The 19,813-nt window shown below is 67.3% G+C and carries 18 protein-coding genes and 1 pseudogene; 1 reads left to right on the top strand and 18 read right to left on the bottom strand.

Going from position 1 to position 19,813, the window contains the following annotated elements; all coding sequences use genetic code 11:
* Window positions 1-6: 6 nt before the first annotated feature.
* The 4 genes and pseudogenes from DFO63_RS00335 to DFO63_RS22410 form a co-directional block, all read right to left on the bottom strand.
* Window positions 7-2,508: a heavy metal translocating P-type ATPase gene (locus DFO63_RS00335; RefSeq protein WP_119006181.1), complete on the bottom strand. Its 2,502-nt coding sequence runs from the start codon at window positions 2,506-2,508 to the stop codon at window positions 7-9.
* A gap of 151 nt (window positions 2,509-2,659) precedes the next feature.
* The gene (locus tag DFO63_RS00330; RefSeq protein WP_119006180.1) at window positions 2,660-5,617 is read right to left on the bottom strand and encodes a TonB-dependent receptor; all 2,958 of its coding nucleotides are present in this window, start codon (window positions 5,615-5,617) and stop codon (window positions 2,660-2,662) included.
* A gap of 296 nt (window positions 5,618-5,913) precedes the next feature.
* Window positions 5,914-6,381, bottom strand: a complete 468-nt coding sequence (locus DFO63_RS00325) for a hypothetical protein (protein ID WP_119006962.1) — start codon at window positions 6,379-6,381, stop codon at window positions 5,914-5,916.
* 287 nt (window positions 6,382-6,668) lie between these two features.
* A pseudogene (locus tag DFO63_RS22410) lies at window positions 6,669-6,767 on the bottom strand (copper homeostasis protein CutC); the annotation flags it as partial.
* A gap of 251 nt (window positions 6,768-7,018) precedes the next feature.
* Here DFO63_RS22410 and DFO63_RS00315 point away from each other — a divergent pair.
* Complete coding sequence (locus DFO63_RS00315; protein ID WP_197621925.1) at window positions 7,019-7,228, top strand: hypothetical protein; 210 nt, start codon at window positions 7,019-7,021, stop codon at window positions 7,226-7,228.
* Between the two features lie 127 nt (window positions 7,229-7,355).
* Here the strand turns inward: DFO63_RS00315 and DFO63_RS00310 are convergent, their stop codons facing one another.
* From DFO63_RS00310 to DFO63_RS00245, 14 genes are all read right to left on the bottom strand, one after another.
* Window positions 7,356-8,093: a copper homeostasis protein CutC gene (locus DFO63_RS00310; RefSeq protein ID WP_119006179.1), complete on the bottom strand. Its 738-nt coding sequence runs from the start codon at window positions 8,091-8,093 to the stop codon at window positions 7,356-7,358.
* Window positions 8,090-9,088, bottom strand: coding sequence for a N(4)-(beta-N-acetylglucosaminyl)-L-asparaginase (locus DFO63_RS00305; protein ID WP_119006178.1), 999 nt, complete (start codon window positions 9,086-9,088; stop codon window positions 8,090-8,092). Before DFO63_RS00305 ends, DFO63_RS00310 begins: the two co-directional genes overlap by 4 nt.
* Window positions 9,089-9,139: 51 nt before the next feature.
* The gene (locus tag DFO63_RS00300; RefSeq protein WP_049444897.1) at window positions 9,140-10,162 is read right to left on the bottom strand and encodes a glucokinase; all 1,023 of its coding nucleotides are present in this window, start codon (window positions 10,160-10,162) and stop codon (window positions 9,140-9,142) included.
* Between the two features lie 84 nt (window positions 10,163-10,246).
* Window positions 10,247-10,531 (bottom strand): hypothetical protein, encoded by a 285-nt coding sequence (locus DFO63_RS00295; RefSeq protein WP_005409434.1) that lies wholly within the window; start codon window positions 10,529-10,531, stop codon window positions 10,247-10,249.
* Window positions 10,532-10,566: 35 nt separating this feature from the next.
* Window positions 10,567-12,156, bottom strand: a complete 1,590-nt coding sequence (locus tag DFO63_RS00290) for a calcineurin-like phosphoesterase family protein (protein ID WP_119006177.1) — start codon at window positions 12,154-12,156, stop codon at window positions 10,567-10,569.
* A 98-nt stretch (window positions 12,157-12,254) separates the two neighbouring features.
* The gene (gene hisIE, locus DFO63_RS00285) at window positions 12,255-12,875 is read right to left on the bottom strand and encodes a bifunctional phosphoribosyl-AMP cyclohydrolase/phosphoribosyl-ATP diphosphatase HisIE (protein ID WP_119006176.1); all 621 of its coding nucleotides are present in this window, start codon (window positions 12,873-12,875) and stop codon (window positions 12,255-12,257) included.
* Window positions 12,865-13,641: an imidazole glycerol phosphate synthase subunit HisF gene (gene hisF / locus DFO63_RS00280; protein ID WP_119006175.1), complete on the bottom strand. Its 777-nt coding sequence runs from the start codon at window positions 13,639-13,641 to the stop codon at window positions 12,865-12,867. The genes hisIE and hisF overlap by 11 nt, the downstream gene beginning before the upstream one ends.
* A complete protein-coding gene (gene hisA / locus DFO63_RS00275) occupies window positions 13,635-14,369 on the bottom strand; it encodes a 1-(5-phosphoribosyl)-5-[(5-phosphoribosylamino)methylideneamino]imidazole-4-carboxamide isomerase (RefSeq protein ID WP_119006174.1) in 735 nt (244 codons plus the stop codon). Before hisA ends, hisF begins: the two co-directional genes overlap by 7 nt.
* Window positions 14,366-14,968, bottom strand: coding sequence for an imidazole glycerol phosphate synthase subunit HisH (gene hisH / locus DFO63_RS00270; RefSeq protein ID WP_024956882.1), 603 nt, complete (start codon window positions 14,966-14,968; stop codon window positions 14,366-14,368). The genes hisA and hisH overlap by 4 nt, the downstream gene beginning before the upstream one ends.
* The gene (gene hisB / locus DFO63_RS00265) at window positions 14,965-16,038 is read right to left on the bottom strand and encodes a bifunctional histidinol-phosphatase/imidazoleglycerol-phosphate dehydratase HisB (protein WP_119006173.1); all 1,074 of its coding nucleotides are present in this window, start codon (window positions 16,036-16,038) and stop codon (window positions 14,965-14,967) included. The genes hisH and hisB overlap by 4 nt, the downstream gene beginning before the upstream one ends.
* Window positions 16,035-17,129: a histidinol-phosphate transaminase gene (gene hisC, locus DFO63_RS00260; protein WP_119006172.1), complete on the bottom strand. Its 1,095-nt coding sequence runs from the start codon at window positions 17,127-17,129 to the stop codon at window positions 16,035-16,037. Before hisC ends, hisB begins: the two co-directional genes overlap by 4 nt.
* Window positions 17,126-18,421, bottom strand: coding sequence for a histidinol dehydrogenase (gene hisD / locus DFO63_RS00255; RefSeq protein ID WP_119006171.1), 1,296 nt, complete (start codon window positions 18,419-18,421; stop codon window positions 17,126-17,128). Before hisD ends, hisC begins: the two co-directional genes overlap by 4 nt.
* Window positions 18,418-19,329, bottom strand: a complete 912-nt coding sequence (hisG, locus tag DFO63_RS00250) for an ATP phosphoribosyltransferase (RefSeq protein ID WP_010482592.1) — start codon at window positions 19,327-19,329, stop codon at window positions 18,418-18,420. The genes hisD and hisG overlap by 4 nt, the downstream gene beginning before the upstream one ends.
* Before the next feature lie 34 nt (window positions 19,330-19,363).
* Window positions 19,364-19,672 (bottom strand): YerC/YecD family TrpR-related protein, encoded by a 309-nt coding sequence (locus DFO63_RS00245; protein ID WP_005416326.1) that lies wholly within the window; start codon window positions 19,670-19,672, stop codon window positions 19,364-19,366.
* Window positions 19,673-19,813 lie beyond the last annotated feature (141 nt).

Raw genomic sequence — 19,813 nt, 5'->3', positions numbered from 1 at the left:
TCTCCTTCAGTGGGTGGCAACGGCGGCATCCGCCATCGGCGGCTGGAAGCGGCGCAGGCGCAGCGCGTTGCCCAGCACGAACACGCTGGACAGCGCCATCGCACCGGCCGCGAACACCGGCGACAGCAGTACGCCCCAGACCGGGTACAGCACGCCGGCCGCTACCGGGATCAACGCGGTGTTGTAGGCGAACGCCCAGAACAGGTTCTGCCGGATGTTGCCCAGCGTTGCCTTCGACAGCGCGATGGCATTCGGCACGCCCTGCAGGTTGCCCGACATCAGCACCACGTCGGCGGACTCCACCGCGATATCGGTGCCGGTGCCGATCGCCAGGCCGACATCGGCCTCGGCCAGTGCCGGCGCATCGTTGATGCCGTCACCAACGAAGGCGACGTGGCCGTGCGTGGCCTTCAGGCGGCGCACCGCTTCGACCTTGCCTTCCGGCAGCACCTCGGCCACGACTTCATCGATGCCGAGCTGGCGTGCGATCGCCTGCGCGGTGCCGGCATTGTCACCGGTGATCATCGCCACCTTCAGGCCCAACTGATGCAGTGCGGCGATCGCCGCCGGCGTGCTCGGCTTGATCGGATCGGACACCGCGATGATCGCGGCCAGGCGTCCATCGATGGCCGCGTACATCGGCGACTTGCCCTGCGTGCCAAGTTCCGCCGCCAATGCTGCGAATGCAGTGATGTCCACGCCCAGATCGCGCATGAAGCGATCGGCACCGACCTCCACGCGTGCACCCTCGACACCGGCGCGCACGCCCATGCCGGTGACCGATTCGAAGTCGACCATGGCCGGCAACGCGATGCCCTGCCCGGTCGCGGCATCAACAATCGCGCGGGCGATCGGATGCTCCGAGCGCGACTCCACCGCGGCAACTGCCGCCAGCACCGTGTTGCGATCGAAGCCGGCAGCAATCTCCAGATCGGTCAGGCGCGGGCGCCCTTGGGTCAGCGTGCCGGTCTTGTCCACCGCCACCACCTGCGCGTCCTTCAGCAGCTGCAGCGCCTCGCCCTTGCGGAACAGCACGCCCATTTCAGCACCACGACCGGTACCGACCATGATCGAGGTCGGCGTGGCCAGGCCCATCGCGCATGGGCAGGCAATGATCAGCACCGCCACCGCATTGACCAGCGCAAAGCTCAGCGCCGGCGAGGGCCCGAAGATCAACCAGACGGCGAAGGTCGCCAATGCAGCCAGCATCACCGCCGGCACGAACCACAGGGTGACCTTGTCGACCACCGCCTGGATCGGCAGTTTCGAACCCTGCGCCTGTTCGACCATGCGGATGATCTGCGCCAGCATCGTCTGCGCCCCCACCGCCGTCGCGCGTACCGTCAGCGCGCCCTTCTGGTTGACCGTGCCACCCACCACGCTGCTGCCCGGCTGCTTCTCGACCGGGATCGGCTCACCACTGATCATCGACTCATCGATGTAGCTGCGGCCTTCAACCACCTCGCCATCGACCGGCACGCGCTCGCCCGGACGCACTTCCACCACGTCGCCACTCAGCACTTCATTGACCGGGATATCGACCGTGCGGCCGTCACGGATCACATGGGCGACCTTGGCCTGCAGGTTGACCAGGCGTTTGATCGCCTCGGAGGTACGACCCTTGGCCCGCGCCTCAAGGAAGCGGCCGAGCAGGATCAGCGCGACGATCACCGCCGCGGCTTCGTAGTAGACGTTCACCGTGCCCGCCGGCAACAGCTTCGGCAGGAATGTCGCCACCACCGAGTAACCGAAGGCCGCGGCGGTACCCACCGCCACCAGCGAGTTCATGTCCGGCGCACGCCGCAGCAATGCGGGCACGCCCTTCTGGTAGAAACGGCGGCCCGGGATGGCCAGCACCAGCGCGGTCAGCACGAACTGCAGGTACCAGCTGGCCTGCATGCCGATCGTGGACATCACCCATTCGTGCATGCCAGGGATCAGGTGCGAGCCCATTTCCAGTACAAACACTGGCAGTGCCAGCGCGGTGGCCACGATCAGGTCGCGCTTCAGTTCGGCGCGCTCGGCATCCTTTTTTTCCGCGGCCTCGTCATCGGGCTGCACCCCCGTCTCGATCACGCGTGCGTCATAGCCGGCCTTGTCGATGGCGGCGACCAGCACTGCAACGTCGGCCACGCCACGCACCGTGGCGCGCTCGGTGGCAAGGTTGACGCTGGCCTGGCTGACGCCTGGCACGGCCAACAGTGCACGTTCGACGCGACCAACGCAGGACGCGCAGGTCATGCCTTCCACTGCCAGCTCGATGGTGGCGGCGGGCACGTCGTAGCCCACCCGCTCCACCGCCTGGATCAGCGCGGCGCGATCGACCGGACCGGACGCACGGATGTCCGCCCGTTCGGTGGCCAGGTTGACCGAAACACTGCCCACACCTTCGACCTTGGACAGCGCCGCTTCGACACGGCCGACGCAGCTGGCGCAGGTCATGCCCTCGATGGGCAGGCTGATGGCGGAGGGACTGGCGGGGATTGCAGTGGCGCGGGGCGTGTTCATGATCGGATTCCCGGGGATTCCTTCTGGATGCGGACAGGCTAAACCTTGCCATCGTGGGAAGGTCAAATCCAGCCTGTCCGCATTTCCTGAATGGGCATCCAGGTGTCCGCATCCACGCATGGCGTGGATCTACTGATGATGGGCTGTCTCGTTAGAAGGTGAACACATACTCCAACGCGAATTCGCGGCCGACCGCACCCAGCAACCGGGTCGGGGCGAAGTCGTAATCCAGCTTGTACGGGTCCTTGTGGTTCCAGCTGGCCGAATTGAACACGTTGTTGACGTAGACATTGACCTTGGCGTGCTCGGTCACCTGGTAGCCCACGTTGAAGTTCCAGGTGATGAACGGTCCGACCCGGCCGAAGTAGCGCGAGGTCTGCTGGCCGGCATTGGGGTTCGGGTTCACCGAACCATCCGGCAGCCGCGCCGGCTCCAGGCAGTTCAGCGACGGGCTGTCACTGGGCACGTAGCCATCGGCGAACGGCAGGCAGCCACCGGGGTTGTCCAGGCGGTCGGTGCCCCAGTGGTAGCGCACGCCCGGCACCGAACCGATGCGGTCGGCATAGACGTTGGCGTTCCAGTTGCCGCGCTGCCAGGCCAGGCTCGCGCGCAGCTTGCTGCGCAGGTCGCGATCGCGGCGTTCCGGATTCGGGTCGGCGGCGTAGCGCTGTTCCTTGGTCGAGATCTGGTTGGTGTAGTTCACCCCCAGCTGGAAGCTGCCCCACTGGGCGGTCTCCAGCCGGTAGCGTGCGGTCAGGTCGATGCCGCGCACCTCGCGGCTGGCCAGGTTGAACGGGCCGCGCTCGATCGAGACCAGGCGACCGTTGCTGTCACGGTTCACGCGGGCCAGGATGCCGGCGCAGTACTCGCCACCGGCCGGGTTGGCCCACGGCGTACCGTCCATGTTCTTGCCGGTCAGGCAGCCGGCTTCGCTGGCCAGCACCTCATCGGCGCCGACGTCGACGATCATGTCTTCCAGCTTGATCGCCCAGTAGTCGGCACTGACCGACAGATTGGGCATCACATCCCAGACGAAGCCGACCGTCCACGAATCACCGGTCTCCGAGCGCAGCAGCGGCGTGCCACGCCGGTTCACGTCGAACGTGTACCAGACATCGGTGTTGCCCACGCCACAGTTGTTGACCAGGTAGGCACCACTCTGGATGCAGCGCAGACGGTCATAGGTCTGTACTTCCGAACTGCTCGGCTGGCCCAGCAGGTAGTGCATGTCCGGCGCATGGAAGCTGGTGGCATAGGAGCCGCGCACCAGCAGCGCTTCGATCGGACGCCATTCCAGACCGACATTCCAGGTGGTTTCCTTCTGGCTGCCGATGTCCAGCGCTTCGCCGCTGTTGTCAGCCTTGTAGTTGCCATAGCGGTCGTAGCGCGCGGCCGCAGTGGCGGTCACGCTGTCCAGCAGCGGGATCTTGAACTCGACACCAGCCGAATAGCGGGTGCGCTCGCCGCCACCGCGATCGACGTTCTGCAGGTCGAAATCGATGCCAGCGCGCGGGTCGGGGCTGAGGTGATAGCCCTGCTGCGCGACTTCGGCCACGGCGGCGAACGAGATCGGACCGGCCCAACCCTGGAACAGTTCGCCGGTGATATCCGCCGAGGCCTGGTTGACCCAGGACGTTGCGCGATTCTTCGCGACGGTGCCCATCTGCCAGTACTGGTCCGGCGTCAGCGGGTTCCACCAGCGCGATTCGTTCAACGCGTAGATCGCCTCGCCGTCAGCGGTCGTACCCAGGCGCGGACCGAGGAAGTAGTCGTACGACTTCTGCTTGTCGACCACGTTCTGCCGCTCTTCCACGCGGTAGTAGGAGCGCCCCACCGTGGCGCTCCAGTCGAAGCGGTCGGCCAGGCGCCCGCGCAGACCCGCGCTCCAGTCCCAGGACAGTTCACGGTTGGTATTGCGCAGCGTACCCAGGCCGCCGACTTCGTTCGGGGTGAACTGGCGCACGCCGAGGATCGGGCGGTTGCGGTTGGCATCCCAGTAGTAGCCGTTGTCATCGTCGATCAGCGACACGCTGGGCGGATTGGTGCCCCAGATCGCTTCAGAGCGGTACACCGCCAGGTTGGTCCAGGCCTGCAGGTCATTGCTGAAATCGAAGGTGGCATACAGGTTGCCGGACACGTTCTCGGCACCGCCGGTGAGCAGCCAGTTGGTGTAGTCGGCGCTCATGCCACACAGGCGGCCGGTGTTGGTGATGGTGTTGGCGGCGTAGTTGTAGACCAGTCGATCAGCGGTGTAGTACTCGCCGTTGAACTTCTCGCAGGTGCCGGCGGGTGGCGCCAGGCGCTGGCCGGTGGTCGGATCGATCAGCGCCAGGCCTGCAGTGGGACGGAAGCCGACCTTGCGCTGCTCCATGTTCCAGGACGCGTACGGTGCATCGTCGGCATCGTCCATCTGCGGGCGATCACGCCCGAACAGCGGATCGCGCTTGGTGTACTGCAGCGCGTAGGTCACGCTCCAGTTGTCGCCGGTCTTGCCGCCGGCCCAGGACAGGTCCCAGGTATCGCGCCCACCCTCGGTGGAGGTACCACCACGCACGCGCACTTCGTCGCCGTCGTAGTTGGTTTTCAGGATGACGTTGACCACGCCGGCGATCGCATCGGAGCCATAGATGGCCGAGGCACCACCGGTCAGCACTTCGATGCGTTCCACCGCCGCGGCCGGAATGTTGCCGTAGTTGGAGAAGTTGGTTTCGCCGCCATAGGGCAGCGGGTAGTCGGCCACACGGCGCCCGTTGACCAGCAGCAGCGAGCGGTTCGGGCCCATCCCGCGCAGGTTCAGGCCACTGGCATTGGGCGTATGCGATCCCCACTGCGAGGCGGCTTCAACGGTGCCGGTGGCTTCGGTGAGGGTCTTCAGCGCGTCGTACACGCTGACAAAGCCTTCCTTCTGGATCTGCGCGGCGGTGATCACGTTGACCGGCGCCGGGCCTTCGACGCTGGCGCGCTTGATGCGCGAACCGGTGACGGTGACCGCGTCGAGATCCTTGGTGGACGAGTTGGCGGCCTCCTGCGCACTGGCCGCCAGGGGCAACAGGGCCAGGACCAGGGCCTGGGACAGCAGGTGACGACGCTTGCGAACGATCTGAGCCATGGGTGGTTGCTCTTCGAAAGTGTGGACGCACGGACGGGGGGTGGCGCGGCACTACGGCTGATCCGGGCACCTGGATCGGTTCAAGCCCGCCCCGACACCCCCCCTGTGGATCGATCCAAACTAAAGCACAGCTGAACCACGCCCGGCATGCGGCAACGCAGCAACACCCGGGGAAATGCTGCTACCGGCTGCCGGAATCCAGAATAATCAAAGGGTTGCGAAACATCGCTGAGAGAACTGCGCACACGTCAATGACACGATCGCGACAATCTCGCGCGGAACTGTTTTGTCCGCCCTCAGCGATTCCGCTCTCTTGGTTGAGTCGGGACGAAGTGGTCATTTCGGAGGGCGTAGTGGCTCGACGCATCGCCTCCGGGTCCGATACCCCACCACTTGATGGTGATCCCGTCGCCCTGCCAGATGACCGAGGAAAAGTCGGATTCACTGTGGGGTCGCCCTGAGTTCTGGCTGGCCAGAGACAGGGTCTCAAGGCAGCTGCTGATCAATACCCTGCCGCGCTCAATGGGCTTCGGCGGGGTCAATTCGTAGACGAATAGATGGATCTCGCGCCCCGCGCCACAGAGCCCCATGGGGTTGGAAGCGTTTGAATCGAACACCTGATAGAGCGCGCGAAAGCGCTTCTCCCCGATCCGATGTACCCGCGTGTCGACGAACGCGCCTGTAGCAGCGGGTGCCAGCGTCACGCCGCCCAGCACAGCGTCGATGCTGCCTCCCTCAAGGCCGATCGCCTTCCAGATCAGCATTGGTGGCTGCCCCTCCCCTGCAGCTATTGCGACGGCTGGCGGCAAGCAGAGAAGTAGCAGGAGCAATCGAGGCATGCGGAAGGAGGATCATTGCCACGGGGAGTTGGACCCCACTGTCAATAATCCTGGCTTGATCGTCTACCCGGAAACGCGCACGCCCCTGCGTTCCGCCGTTCGGCAGACGGACTGGCCATCCGCCCACGTCAGAAACGTCATTTTTCGGCAACGCGTGAGCATTCGGGTGGGGGCAGAGCCCTTCTGCGAAGGGATCCGACCCCGGGCGGCCCTCAGCCGTCCAGCGCCTGTCGTAGTGCGGCCACGGTCGCAGTGCTGGTCTGGCTCCAGTCTGGATCCAGTCAGCGCAGCGCCGGGTTCTGGAACCGCATGCAAGGGTTCCACCTGAAAAGCGGCCAAAAGCGCCAGTGCATGCACATCGCATCGAGATGTCATGCACTCTATCAAGGTAGGTCATTTGCTCACCGCACCAAGCACGATCACAGATGATCGAGAGAAGACGCCTCAGCACCGGTAACTGCAGCAATCAACAAGGTGAAGAATGCCAGCATTATCAGAGTTCTCAAATGTAACGAGCACTGCAATCAATGTAGTGATTAAAAAGGGGTATCGGGTATGGTTCATGAAAGAGACCGAGACCTATTGCGCCGAGAAGGATGGCTGGGATTTCATGGCCGACTCACCCTGTTCTTTGCTCGGCATCATCAGCATCTACGAGTTCAAGAACCCAAGCAGATACGAGGAGTACTGGTGGCTCGAGGAAGGCATTTCAGAATCCCAGCTAAGCTCTGCACCGCCTCGGTACACCTCGGTTGTGGATCGGCAACCATAGCTGGGCACTCGTCCGGCTCGCCGTAAGCGATGTGACACGACCACGTCACACGTGCGCTGAATGATATTCAGCGGTCAACAATGCGTCGTTGCAGAGCCGAGCACGGGCTCGGCTCTACATAAGCGGGTTACTCCACGCCGTCCAGCGCTTGCCGCAGGGCGGCCACGGTCGCGGTGGCGGTCTGGTTCCAGTCCGGGTCCAGGCCGCGCAGCGCCGGGTTCTGGAACTGCATCGCCGAGCGGCGCAGGCCCTTGGCCGAGGCGTGCAGTTCGGTGCAGCCGGTATGCCGTGCGACGGTTGCGATGTTGCCCGGGGCCAATCCGGCGCCGGCCATCACCGCGATACGCCCCGCCGCCTGGCTGACCAGGCGTGCCAGCACATCGGCACCGGCCTCCGCGCTGACCTGGCCACCCGAGGTCAGCACGCGCTGGCAACCCAGCCCGATCACCTGCTCCAGCGCCGCCGGCAGGTCGCGGGCGGCATCGAAGGCACGGTGGAAGGTCACCTGCAACGGCCCGGCAGCCTGCACCAGCTCGCGGCACAGCGCCAGATCGATGCCGCCCTGCACATCCAGCGCGCCGATCACTACGCCATCGCAGCCCAGCGCGCGGCACTGCGCGATGTCACGCAGCATCAGTTCGGTTTCCAGCGCGTCGTAGTGGAAGTCGCCCGGGCGAGGCCGCACCAGCACGAACAGCGGAATCGACAGGCGTTCGCGGGCGATCGCGATGCTGGCGAACGACGGCGTGGTGCCGCCCTCGGCCAGGTTGTCGAACAGCTCGATGCGATCGGCGCCGCCAGCCTGCGCGGCCAGCGCCGAGGCCAGCGAGTTGCTGGCGATCTCCAGGGTCCGCCGCGTGCTCACGCCTGGGTGCTCGTGTAGATCGACGGCGAATCACGCAGGTCATCCTGGCGCCGCGCATCGCACACCGCATAGACGAAGCCACGATGCAGCGCGTAGGCGCCCACCTCGCCCTGCTTGTTCATGGCCAGGAAGCACACCTGCAGTGTCTTGCTCGCTTCGGGGCGCTTGCGCACCACGCGGTCGATCGCTTCGCGGCAGGCTTGCGCCGGTGAGCGCCCCTGGCGCATCAGCTCGACCACCAGGAACGAGGCGGCGTTGCGGATCATCTCCTCGCCCACGCCCGAGGCAGTGGCCGCGCCCACTTCGTTGTCGACGTACAGGCCGGCACCGATGATCGGACTGTCGCCAACGCGACCGTGCAGTTTCCACGCCATGCCGCTGGTGGTGCAGGCACCGGCCAGATGGCCCTTGGCATCCAGTGCCAGCATGCCGATGGTGTCGTGGTTGTCGCTGTTGCCGGGAATACCACGGCGCTCGGCGTTGATCTGCGGCTGGTACTTCTCGGTCTTCAGCCACTCGCGCCAGGCGGCTTCAGCCTGCGGCGTCAGCAGGTGCCTGCGCTCGAAACCCTGCTGCACCGCGAACTGCTGCGCGCCCTCGCCCACCAGCAGCACGTGCGGGCTGTTCTCCATCACTTTGCGGGCCACCGACACCGGATGCAGGATGTCGACCAGCGCGGCAACTGCACCACAACGGCCATCGCCGTCCATGATGCTCGCGTCCAGGCTCAGCACGCCGTCGCGATCCGGGTTGCCGCAATGGCCGACGGTGGGGTTGCACAGCTCGCTCTCGGCCCAGCGTGCACCCGCCTCCACCGCATCCAGCGCGCTGCCACCCTGTGCCAGCACCTTCCATGCGGCCTGGTTGGCCGGTACGCCGAAGTCCCAGGTCGAAACCACCCTGGCCCCACCCTGCGTGCGCGCCTGCACGCCCGGCAATGCCGCCATGCCTGCAGCCAGTGCACCGGCCTGCAGGAACTGCCTGCGATCCACCATCTTCCCCTCCCAGTCTGCAATGCACGGCCGGCCCGATGCCGGCCCTGCCGATCAGTCGTGCGTGGGCTGCCGTGCGGCGTGCCAGACCGCTGCACCGAGCACGCCCAGCTGGCCGTGCTCCACGCGCCACACCGGCACCTGGCGCAGCACCTCGGTCAGCACGCCCTTGTTGAGGAAGCGCTCACGGAAGCGGCCATCGGCCAGGAAATCCTGCACATGCGCGGAAATGCCACCGGCCAGGTACACCGAGCGCGCGCCGACGGCGATCGCCGCGTCGCCGGCCAGGCTGCCCAGCCAGGCACAGAACACCTGCAGCGTTTCCACGGCCAGCGCGTCTTCTCCGCTGCGCGCCGCGCCGATCAGCGCCTCCGTACTGGTCCACACCGGGGTGACGCCGCGCAGTTCGCACAGGCACGGATACAGGTTCATCAGGCCACTACCGGACAGCACGCGCTCGTTGTCCACGTGCGCCCAGCGCTGCAGCAACTTGCCCAGCACCTGCAGTTCCAGCGCGTTGCCGGCGCCGAGCGCGGCATGGCCGATCTCGCTGGCCAACACCGGACGCTCGCCATCGGCGAAGCGCAACGCTGCGCCCAGGCCGGTACCGGCGCCCAGCACCAGTGCCGGGAACGCCTGCGCCGGATCGGCGTCGCCGTTCAGTGGCACCAGGGTTTCCGGCTGCAGGTACGGGATGGCCAGCGCCACCGCTTCGAAATCATTGATCAGCTGCAGCTCGTGCAGCCCGGACTGCGTGCGGGTGGCCGACAGCGTCACCGTCCACGGCAGGTTGGAATTGATCAGCACATCGCCATCGAGCAGGCCGGCGATGGCGACCACCGCGGTCTGCACCGGCTGGCCAAGGCCAGCGGTGAAATCGGCCAGGATCGCCGCCAGGCTGGGATGCTCTGCGCAGGCATAGGTGCGATGGCTGCCCAGCAGCGGCGCATGGCCAGGTCGGGTTTCTGCCAGCGCGAGGCGGGCAAAGGTGCCGCCGACGTCGGCGACGACCAGACGGCGCGGAAGACCGCCGCGGGCGGAGTCGGAGGAAACCGGGGACGCTGCTGCGATGGTCACGCTGGCCTGCTTGGATCGATTGAATCGCCCCGATTCTCAGGCATCGGGGCGGCTTTGCCTAGCGCGCCGATGGTTCAGGTTGGCCTACATGCCTTCCTGTTCGGCCACCTGCACCCCATCCACCAGCACGCGCAGGCGCTGCGGGCGGAAGCCGGCGAACAGCAGCGGCCGGGTGCGCTCGACCAGCACTTCGTGGCCGGCGATGTGGCGCAGCCACGACTGTACCAGCGAGAACGAGAAGTGGGTGCCCGGATGCAGCGGATGCTGCACCCAGACCTTCTCGGTGGCGCTCTGCAGCAGCATCGCGCCGGTGAACCAATGGCGGCTGAGGGTCACCGGCGTGGTGCCGGCCATGAAGCGGATATCCATGCGGGGTCCTTTCGCTGGAGCGCTGGTGCGCGGGGTCAGGGCTGGGCAGTCTGCAGGCTGTAGCTGGTGGTGGCGGTGAACACTGCACCATCAGGCTGGGTGGAGCGTACTTCGACCTTGTGGCTGCCTGTTGCCAGGTCGGTCGGCAGCGCGCCCCGCCACAGGTGCGGCGACGCGGTGGCCTCCGGCGAACGGTCGTAGCCGCGCAGGCTGTTGGCCAGATCATCGGCCACGTTCTCCACCATCAGGCGCGGATCGGGCTGGCTGACCTGCTTCATCGGCTGCCAGGCGCCGCCATCAACGCGGTACTCGACCACGCTGGCGTCCTCACCCATGTAGACGTTGGCGTAGACACCCCACGCCGGATAGGCCCCCTGGCGCAGTACCTTCGGCGCATGCAGGCCGATCTGCTCGCTGGCCGGCTTGCCGGCCACGCGGTACTGCAGGCGATAGCTGCCGTTGCCGGCCACGTCGAGCAATGCATAGCCCTTCGGCGTGCCGTCGCTCATGGTGCTGTCCGGCACGCCGGCGGCATTCTTCACCCCCGACCAGAACGCACCGCAGTTGGCACCGACGTTGTATTCGTGCAGCGGCTTGTCGCCGTTCCAGCCCTCGGCCTTGCCGTGGTAGACGTGCTGCTGGGTGTGGCTGTGGCCGCTGAGCACCAGCACGTTGCGGAAGTCCTTCAGCAGGTCGAACAGGCGCTGGCGATCGGCGTGGCGGAAGGTCTCGCGCCCCGGCGCGGCGTCGAACAGCGGGATGTGCATGCCCAGCACCAGCAGGCGGTCCTTGTGCAGGCCCTTCAGGTAGCTGGCGAGAAAAGCGAACTGGTCTTCGCGCAGGCCACCGACGTACTTCGGCTTGGGCTTGGGGTCGTACACCACGTCGTCCAGGAACACGAAACTGGCGCCGCCCTCTTCCACCGCGTAGGTGTCAGGGCCGTAGATGTTGCGCCAGCTGTCCAGCGAGTGTTCGTCGCTGGCCGCATCGAAGTCGAGATCGTGGTTGCCCGGCACGTGGAACCACGGCACGCCAAGCTGGGTAGTGACCTTGTTGATCGCCGGGTACAGGGCCAGGTCGTCGTTGACGATGTCGCCCAGGGTGGTGCCCATGCGCACCTTGGTCTGGCCGACCAGCGGCGCCACGATCGACTGCTGGTAGTAGCCGATGTCCTTCAGGCTGGCGGTCTGCGAATCGGTGAACACCAGCATCTGGAAACCATGGCGGCTGTCATGGCGATCCGCCTGCAGCGCGAAATCCCAGTTGCGGGTGATATCGCTGGTGGCGGCGATGCCACCGTACTTCAGCGCCGGCGAGCCGTTCGGGCGGTAGTGGCGCCAGAACGACGGCAGACCGTCGGTCGCCTTCGGGAAGGCGTAGGCATCGGGCTTGATCACGAACACGGTCTGGCCGTCGCGCACCGGCAGGCTGTAGCTGCCGTCGGCGGCGGTCTTGACGATGGTCTCGCCGTTGGAAACCTGCACCCCGGCCAGGCCCGGATCGGTCGCACCGCGCCCGGGCCGGCCGTCGCGCTCCAGATAGACCTTGCCGCTGACCACGGTGTCCGCGGCCCAGGCCGGCGAGGTCAGCAACAGGCAGCACAGCCAGGCGGCAGGCAGTTTCATGGGCGGTCCGGGAAAGAAGAAGACCCCCTATTGTAGAGCCGAGCCAAGCTCGGCTGCATTGCAGAGGTGGGTGCGGACCGTTGGTCCGCACGCCTTCCTCAACGATGACGCTTTTCCAGCACCGCCCGCGCATCATCCAGCGACAGCCCGCGCGCGCGCAGCAGCACCAGCAGGTGGTACAGCAGGTCCGAAGCCTCGCCGAGCAGCGCCTCATCATCCTGCGCCACGGCGGCCAATGCGGTCTCCACGCCCTCCTCGCCCACCTTCTGTGCGATGCGGCGGATGCCCCCCTCGAACAGGCTGGTGGTGTAGCTGCCCGGCGGACGCTGCGCCTCGCGCATCGCCACCAGCTGGCCCAGCCCGCCCAGGAAGTCCTTCGGTGCCTGGTCGAAACAGCTCTCGGCACCGGTATGGCAGGTCGGACCGGCCTGGCGCGCCATCACCAGCAGCGTATCGGCATCGCAATCGACACGGATCGACTGCACCACCAGCACGTTGCCGGACTGCTCGCCCTTGGTCCACAACCGCTGCTTGCTGCGGCTGAAGAAGGTCATGTGGCCGATGGCCAGCGTGGCCGCCAGCGATTCGGCGCTGACATAGCCCAGCATCAGCACCTGCAGGGTATCGGCATCCTGCACCACGGCCGGCAGCAGGCCGTCGCCCTTGCCCCAGTCCAGCGCCTGCAGCGCATCCAGCGACGGCCTCACTTCAATAGACATCCCGCACCTCGATCTGCTGTCCGCGCAGGTAGCGCTTCAATTCCGGAATGGCGATGGCGCCGCTGTGGAACACGCTGGCGGCCAACGCGCCGTCGACGTCGGCCTGGTCGAAGGCCTCGGCGAAGTGTTCCATTGCACCGGCACCGCCCGAGGCGATCAGCGGCACGTGGCACAGGGCCCGCGCCTGCTGCAGCTGCACGACATCGTAGCCACGGCGCACGCCGTCGCTGTCCATGCAGTTCAGCACGATCTCGCCAGCGCCACGCCGTTGCGCTTCGACGATCCAGTCCAGGGTCCGCAGCGGTACTGCCTGGGTCTTGTCCGGGTCGCCACTGAAACGGCGCACCCGCCACTGGCCGTCCGCTTCGCGTACCGAGTCCACACCCACCACCACGCACTGCACGCCGAACTCATCTGCCAGCTCGGTGATCAGCTCCGGGCGGCCCAGCGCCGGCGAGTTGATCGACACCTTGTCGGCACCGGCGAACAGCACGCGACGTGCGGTTTCCACGCTGTCGATGCCACCGGCCACGCAGAACGGAATGTCGATCAGGCGTGCGATGCGCTCGATCCAGGCGACGTCGACCGACCGTGCCTCGGGACTGGCACCGATGTCATAGAACACCAGCTCGTCGGCACCCTGGTCGCGGTAGCGCTGCGCCAGCTCGGCGATGTCGCCAATGTCGACGTGATCGCGGAAGCGCACGCCCTTGACCACGCGGCCATCGCGCACGTCCAGACACGGAATGATGCGGCGGCTCAACATGCCAGCGCCTCCACCAGATCCATGCGCTGCTCCAGCAGGGCCTTGCCGAGGATGGCACCGCCGCAGCCGGCAGCACGCGCCTCGGCCACATCGGCCACGTCACGGATGCCACCGGAGGCCTGCACCGCCACGCCCGGCAGCAGCGCCGACAGGTGCTGGTAGAGGCTGATGTTGGGCCCGGCCAGCATGCCGTCGCGGGCGATGTCGGTGCACAACAGGTGGCGCATGCCGGCACGCGCATAACGCTGGGCCAGGTCATCCAGGGTCACGCCGGCATTCTCTGTCCAGCCGTGCACCGGCAGCTGCCATTGGCCCTGGGCATCCTGGCGGGCATCCAGCGCGATGGTGATGCGCTCGGCGCCGAACTCTTCCAGCCAGCCGACCACTTCGTCGGGGCGGCGTACTGCCAGCGAACCCACCACCACGCGGCCGGCGCCGGCGTCGAGGATGCGCGCCACGTCGTCGCGGCCGCGCACGCCACCACCGGTCTGCACCTGCAGCGGGGACTGCGCACGAATGGATGCCAACAGCGGCGCCAGCGTGTAGCCACCTGCGCGTGCAGCATCCAGGTCAACCAGATGCATCCACTGCGCGCCCTGCGCGGCAAAGGCCTGTGCGCGCGGCAGCGGATCGTCGCCATACGAGGTTTCCTGCGCGTAGTCGCCCTGGCGCAGCCGCACCACGCGGCCGTCGCGGATATCCAGCGCGGGATAGACGATGAAACTCATGCAGCAGTGCCCTCGAGGAAGTTGCGCAGCATCAGCGAGCCGGTCTCGCCGGAGCGCTCGGGATGGAACTGTGCGCCGTAGTAGCGCCCCTGCTCCACCACCGCGGTGAACAGGCCACCGTGGTCGCAGGCAGCGACGGTGTGGGTATTGAGCGGCGCCGCATAGCTGTGCACGAAGTAGGCGCTGGCGCGCTCCGGCACGCCGCGCAGCAGCAGCGATTCACGCAGCGGGAGCAGGCGGTTCCAGCCCATGTGTGGCACGCGGATGCCGCATGCCGGCACCAGCTTGCGCACGACGCCGGGAATCAAGCCCAGTGTCTCGACGCCGGCCTCCTCGGAGCGCTCGAACAGCAGCTGCATGCCCAGGCAGATACCCATCAGCGGCACTTCCAGTCGTTGCAACGGCTCCACCAGGCCCTGTGCGTGCAGGCGCTGCATGCCGGGACCGGCGGCGCCGACGCCGGGCAGGATCACCCGCTGCGCACCGACCAGACCATCCGCATCGCGCACCAGCCGCACCGTCGCGCCCAGGCGCTCCAATGCGTAGCGCACCGAGCCCAGGTTGGCACCGCCGGCATCGATCAGCGCAACGTCGCTCACAACGCCCCCTTGGTACTCGGCAGTGCCGTGCCCTGGCGGGCCAATGCCGGGCGCAGCGCGCGCGCCAGTGCCTTGAAGCAGGCCTCGACCTTGTGGTGGTCGTTGTCGCCCCGTACCTGCAGGTTGAGGTTCAAACCGCTGGCATCGCACAGCGAACGGAAGAAGTGCGGCACCAGCTCGGTCGGCATGTCACCCACCCGCTCGCGCTTGAACTCACCCTCGAACACGAAATAGGGGCGGCCGCTGAAGTCCAGCGCAGCGCTGGCCAGGGTCTCGTCCATCGGCAGGGTGAAGCCGTAGCGGCCGATGCCGCGCTTGTCGCCCAGCGCCTCGCGCAGGGCCTGACCCAGCGCCAGCCCGGTGTCCTCGATGGTGTGGTGCTCGTCGATGTGCAGGTCGCCCTCGGCCTGGATGTCCAACGCGAACCCGCCGTGCTTGCCGATCTGTTCCAGCATGTGGTCGAAGAACGGCAGTCCTGTGGCGATGCGCGCATCACCGGCACGGTCCAGATCCAGTTCAACGCGGATCTTCGTCTCCTTGGTGTTGCGCTGGACCACGGCGGTACGCGGCGCATCGGCCAGCGCGTGGGCGATGCCCGGCCAGTCCCACTCGCCACCGAACTGTTCGGTGCGCAGCTGGAAGCCACGGATGTTGAGGTTGTCGGCGAACTGCAGGTCGGTGATGCGGTCGCCGACCATGCCCGAGCGCGCCCAGTCGATGCTGCGGTCCTGCAGGTAGGCGGTCATCAGGCCAATGCCCGGTTTGCGGGTCGGCGCATTGTCCTGCGGCCAGCTGCAGTCGATCAGCACGTCACGGAAGGTGATGCCCTGGCTCTCGAAGATCTGCAGCATCAGGTCGTTGGGGCCATCGAAGCTGGCGCGCGGGTAGCGGTCGCTGCCGAGGCCATCCTGGTTGGTGACGATCACGAACTGGTAGCCGGCATCACGCAGCTTCAGCAGCGCCGGGATCACCTGCGGCACGAAGCGCAGCTTCTCGTAGGCGTCGATCTGGAAATCGGACGGCTCCTCGATGAGGGTGCCGTCGCGGTCGATGAACAGGATCGGGGTCATGCTGCGGCCCTCCGCGCCGACAGGGCCGCAAGCACGCGGTCATTCTCTTCGGGGCTGCCGATACTGATGCGCAGTGCATCACCCAGCTGCGGCGCGGCGCGCTGGTCGCGCACCACCACGCCCGCAGCCAGCAGCGTATCGAACGCGGCCTGGGCATCGGCGAAGCGGACCAGCAGGTAGTTGCCGGACGAGCGGTACACGCGGCGAACGCCGGGCAGGCCCGGCAGCGCCGCGAACAGGCGTTCGCGCTCGGCGATGACCGTGGCCACGCGCTCGGTGGTGCGTGCCAACGCGGCCGGCTGCAGTGCCTGCACGGCCAGTACCGCGCACGGCGTCGGCACCGGGTACGGCGCCTGGCAGCGACGCAGCACGGCAATCAGCTCCGGGGCAGCGATCAGGGTGCCAACGCGGGCGGCCGCGAGCGCGTGCGCCTTCGACAGCGTGCGCAGCACCGCCAGGTTGGCGTGTGCGGCCAGCAACGTGGTCGCCGACGGGCGCTGCGCGTACTCGACATAGGCCTCGTCCACCACCACCAGCGCTTGCCCGCGCAACGCAACCGCTACGCGTTCGACCTCGTCCAGGGCGATGTCACTGCCAGTCGGGTTCGACGGTGCACACAGGAACACCAGCGTGGCATTGCGCGCCCTGGCGGCGTCGATCACCGCATCCAGATCGGCGCGCAGGCCATCTTCGCTGTCCACCAGGGGCACCTCAATCAGTGCGGCACCCTGCAGGCGTGCGCAGACCGCGTACATGCCGAACACCGGCGGCGTGACCAGCACACCATCGCGGCCCGGCACGCACAGGGCGCGCACCAGCAGATCGATGGCTTCGTCGCTGCCGCGGCCGATCAGCAGCTGCTGCGGCGTCACGCCGTACAGCGCCGCCAGGCTCTCACGCAACGCCAACGGCTGCGGTTCCGGATAGCGCCGGCTGTTGCCCGCCACGTCAGCCGGATTGGCCCAGGCCGACTCGTTGGCGTTCAACCAGATCTCGCCCTGCACCGCCGCGCTGCGCGCCGAACTGTAGCCGGCGAAGGCCTGCAGGTCCGGGCGCACCAGGGTCAGCACCTCATCGATAGACGCGTTCATGCCGCCGCCTCCATCCGCAGGGCCACTGCACGCTCATGCGCATCCAGGCCTTCGGCGCTGGCGATGATACGTGCGCAGCCGCCGATTGCCGCCAGTCCAGCAGCGCTGGCGCTCTGCACGCTGATCAGGTTCTGGAAGCTGGCCACGCTGACACCGCTGTAGGCACGTGCGGCACCGGCGGTGGGCAGTACGTGGTTGGTGCCGCTGCAATAGTCACCCAGTGCCTCGGGCGTGTAGTCGCCGAGGAACACCGAGCCGGCTGCCTGCACCTCTCCCAGCCACGCGCGCGGATCGCGCAGGGCCAGGATCAGGTGCTCGGGCGCGTAGCGGTTGCTGATCGCGAAGGCCTCGGCCAGCGAATCGACCTGGATCAGGCGCGACGCCGACAGCGCCTGGCGCGCGATCTGCTGGCGCGGCAGCAGGGCCACCTGGCGCTCCACCTCGGCTTCAACCGCCGCCAGCATCGCGGCATCATCGGTCAGCAGCAGCACCTGCGAATCCGGACCGTGCTCGGCCTGCGACAGCAGGTCGGCGGCGACGAAGGCCGGATTGGCGCCGGCATCGGCGATCACCAGTACTTCGGAGGGACCAGCCGGCATGTCGATGGCGGCGGCGCCGTCCTGTGCGACCTGCTGCTTGGCTTCGGTGACGAAGCTGTTGCCGGGCCCGAACAGCTTGTCGCAGGCCGGAATGCTGGCCGTGCCATAGGCCATCGCGGCGATCGCCTGCGCGCCGCCCAGCTTGAACACGCGCTGCACGCCGGTCAGCCGCGCGGCTACCAGCACTGCCGGATCGGCGCTGCCGTCGACGCGCGGCGGCGTGCACAGCACCACCTGCGGGCAACCGGCCAACTGCGCCGGAACGCCCAGCATCAATGCGGTGGACGGCAGTGGCGCGCTGCCAGCCGGAACGTACAGGCCCACCCGGCCGATCGGACGCAGCATGCGTTCGCAGACCACGCCCGGGGCGGTTTCAACTGCATAGCCTCTGCCCATGCCGGCGGCGTGGAAGCGCGCGATGCGTTCGGCGGCGTCCACCATCGCCTGGCGCAGCTCGGCGGGCACGGCCGCTTCAGCAGCGGCGAATTCGGCTTCGGAAACTTCAAACGAGGCCAGCTCGACACCATCGAAGCGCGCGGTGATCGCACGCAGCGCATCGTCGCCCTGTGCACGCACCTGCGCGATCAGCGCGGCCACGGCATCGCGGGTCTGCTGCGCCACGGTCTGCACCGGGCGGGTCAATGCCGCGCTGCGCGCAGCCTCATCAAGTCGGGACCAGATCAGACGGTTCATGCCAGCGACCGCTCCACGCTCAGTACCATCAGACCCTGCGCACCTGCGCGCTCGAGCTCCTCCATGCGCTGCCAGCTCAACGGCCCGGGGCACATGGTCTGCAGGCGCAGCGCGCCGCCATCGGCCGGCAACCGCACCAGCGGCTCGGCATCGGCCAGCAGCTGCGCCAGCGCGTCGACGCGATCTTCGCTGGCACGGAACATCAGGAGCTTGCGGTCCTGCCGCTGCACCACGCCGTCGAGGCGGCGCAGCAGCATCGCGCGCAGCGATGCACGTGCGTCATCCGGCACGCGCACCGCGCCGGCCAGCACCGCCTCGCTGTCGAGCAGGTTGTGCACCGGGGTCAACTGGTTGGCGCGCAGCGTGGCGCCGCTGGAAACAAGGTCACAGATCAGGTCGGCGGTGCCCAGGCGCGGGGCGATTTCCACCGAACCGGACAGCTCGACCACCTGTGCATCCACGCCCTGCTCGGCCAGCCACTGCTTGAGGATGGCCGGGTAGCTGGTGGCGATGCGGGTGCCGGCCAGCTGCGCCGGACCCTGCCACTGCCATTCCTCGGGCACCGCCAGCATCAGCCGGCACTGGCCGAAGCCCAGCCCGCGCAGCGCCTGGTAGGCGTCAGGCAGGCCGATCTGACGGCGTGCCGCGGCCTGTTCGTCCAGCTCGTTGCGGCCGACGATGCCGAGGTCGCAGACGCCGTCGGCGATCAGGCCAGGGATGTCGTCGTCGCGCACCAGCAGCAGGTCTACCGGCAGCGATTCGCCGTAGCAGAACAGCTTGTCGCGGCTCTCGCGCCAGCTCAGGCCGCAGGCGCTGAGCAGGTTGCGGGCGGGTTCGGCCAGCCGGCCACTCTTCTGGATGGCTATACGCAGCCGGTCTCGTGCCGGCGCTGCCTGGGTTGCACTCATGGGGGAGGTCTCGAAGTTCGGAACGGGGCGCGGATCAGCGCGAAGCAAGGCGGTCGATGGCGGCGGCATAGCCTCGATGGCCATGCTCGAGCGTGCGTGCCACCCGTCCGGTGGTGGTCACGCTGACGCCCGTGCGCTCGTGGATCTCGCGGTACGGCACGCCCTGCTGCAGCAGCGGCACCACCTTCCAGCGGTCAGCCATGGCTTCCAGCTCGGCCGGGGTGCACAGGTCACGCAGGAAGGCCTCCACCTGTTCCGGCTCGCGCAGGGCGGCAAAGGCCCGGGCCAGGGCTTCCAGGTCGGCCTTCGGGTCTTTGGCGGCAATCTCGGGGCGGGCTTTCACGGGGTCGTTTCCATGCATTAATGTAATAGCGCGTTAGTACATTAGCGCATTCTTGCGCAGTGCGTCAAATCGAGGCTTGAGGGGGCGGCAGGGCTGCTGCCCTGCACCCGCCAAGAGCCAGGGCAAAAGCAAATGCTGATT

Source organism: Stenotrophomonas sp. AG209, from assembly GCF_003550055.1.
GTDB lineage: Bacteria > Pseudomonadota > Gammaproteobacteria > Xanthomonadales > Xanthomonadaceae > Stenotrophomonas.
The sequence above is the reverse complement of the archived record's forward strand: the minus strand, read 5'-3'. Positions and strand labels throughout refer to the sequence as shown.

Coding starts and splice junctions, on each gene's coding strand:
- DFO63_RS00335 (WP_119006181.1), bottom strand. CDS start 2,508: ATGAACACGCCCCGCGCCACTGCAATCCCCGCCAGTCCCTCCGCCATC.
- DFO63_RS00330 (WP_119006180.1), bottom strand. CDS start 5,617: ATGGCTCAGATCGTTCGCAAGCGTCGTCACCTGCTGTCCCAGGCCCTG.
- DFO63_RS00325 (WP_119006962.1), bottom strand. CDS start 6,381: ATGCTGATCTGGAAGGCGATCGGCCTTGAGGGAGGCAGCATCGACGCT.
- DFO63_RS00315 (WP_197621925.1), top strand. CDS start 7,019: ATGAAAGAGACCGAGACCTATTGCGCCGAGAAGGATGGCTGGGATTTC.
- DFO63_RS00305 (WP_119006178.1), bottom strand. CDS start 9,088: ATGGTGGATCGCAGGCAGTTCCTGCAGGCCGGTGCACTGGCTGCAGGC.
- DFO63_RS00295 (WP_005409434.1), bottom strand. CDS start 10,531: ATGGATATCCGCTTCATGGCCGGCACCACGCCGGTGACCCTCAGCCGC.
- DFO63_RS00290 (WP_119006177.1), bottom strand. CDS start 12,156: ATGAAACTGCCTGCCGCCTGGCTGTGCTGCCTGTTGCTGACCTCGCCG.
- hisIE (WP_119006176.1), bottom strand. CDS start 12,875: ATGTCTATTGAAGTGAGGCCGTCGCTGGATGCGCTGCAGGCGCTGGAC.
- hisF (WP_119006175.1), bottom strand. CDS start 13,641: ATGTTGAGCCGCCGCATCATTCCGTGTCTGGACGTGCGCGATGGCCGC.
- hisA (WP_119006174.1), bottom strand. CDS start 14,369: ATGAGTTTCATCGTCTATCCCGCGCTGGATATCCGCGACGGCCGCGTG.
- hisB (WP_119006173.1), bottom strand. CDS start 16,038: ATGACCCCGATCCTGTTCATCGACCGCGACGGCACCCTCATCGAGGAG.
- hisC (WP_119006172.1), bottom strand. CDS start 17,129: ATGAACGCGTCTATCGATGAGGTGCTGACCCTGGTGCGCCCGGACCTG.
- hisD (WP_119006171.1), bottom strand. CDS start 18,421: ATGAACCGTCTGATCTGGTCCCGACTTGATGAGGCTGCGCGCAGCGCG.
- hisG (WP_010482592.1), bottom strand. CDS start 19,329: ATGAGTGCAACCCAGGCAGCGCCGGCACGAGACCGGCTGCGTATAGCC.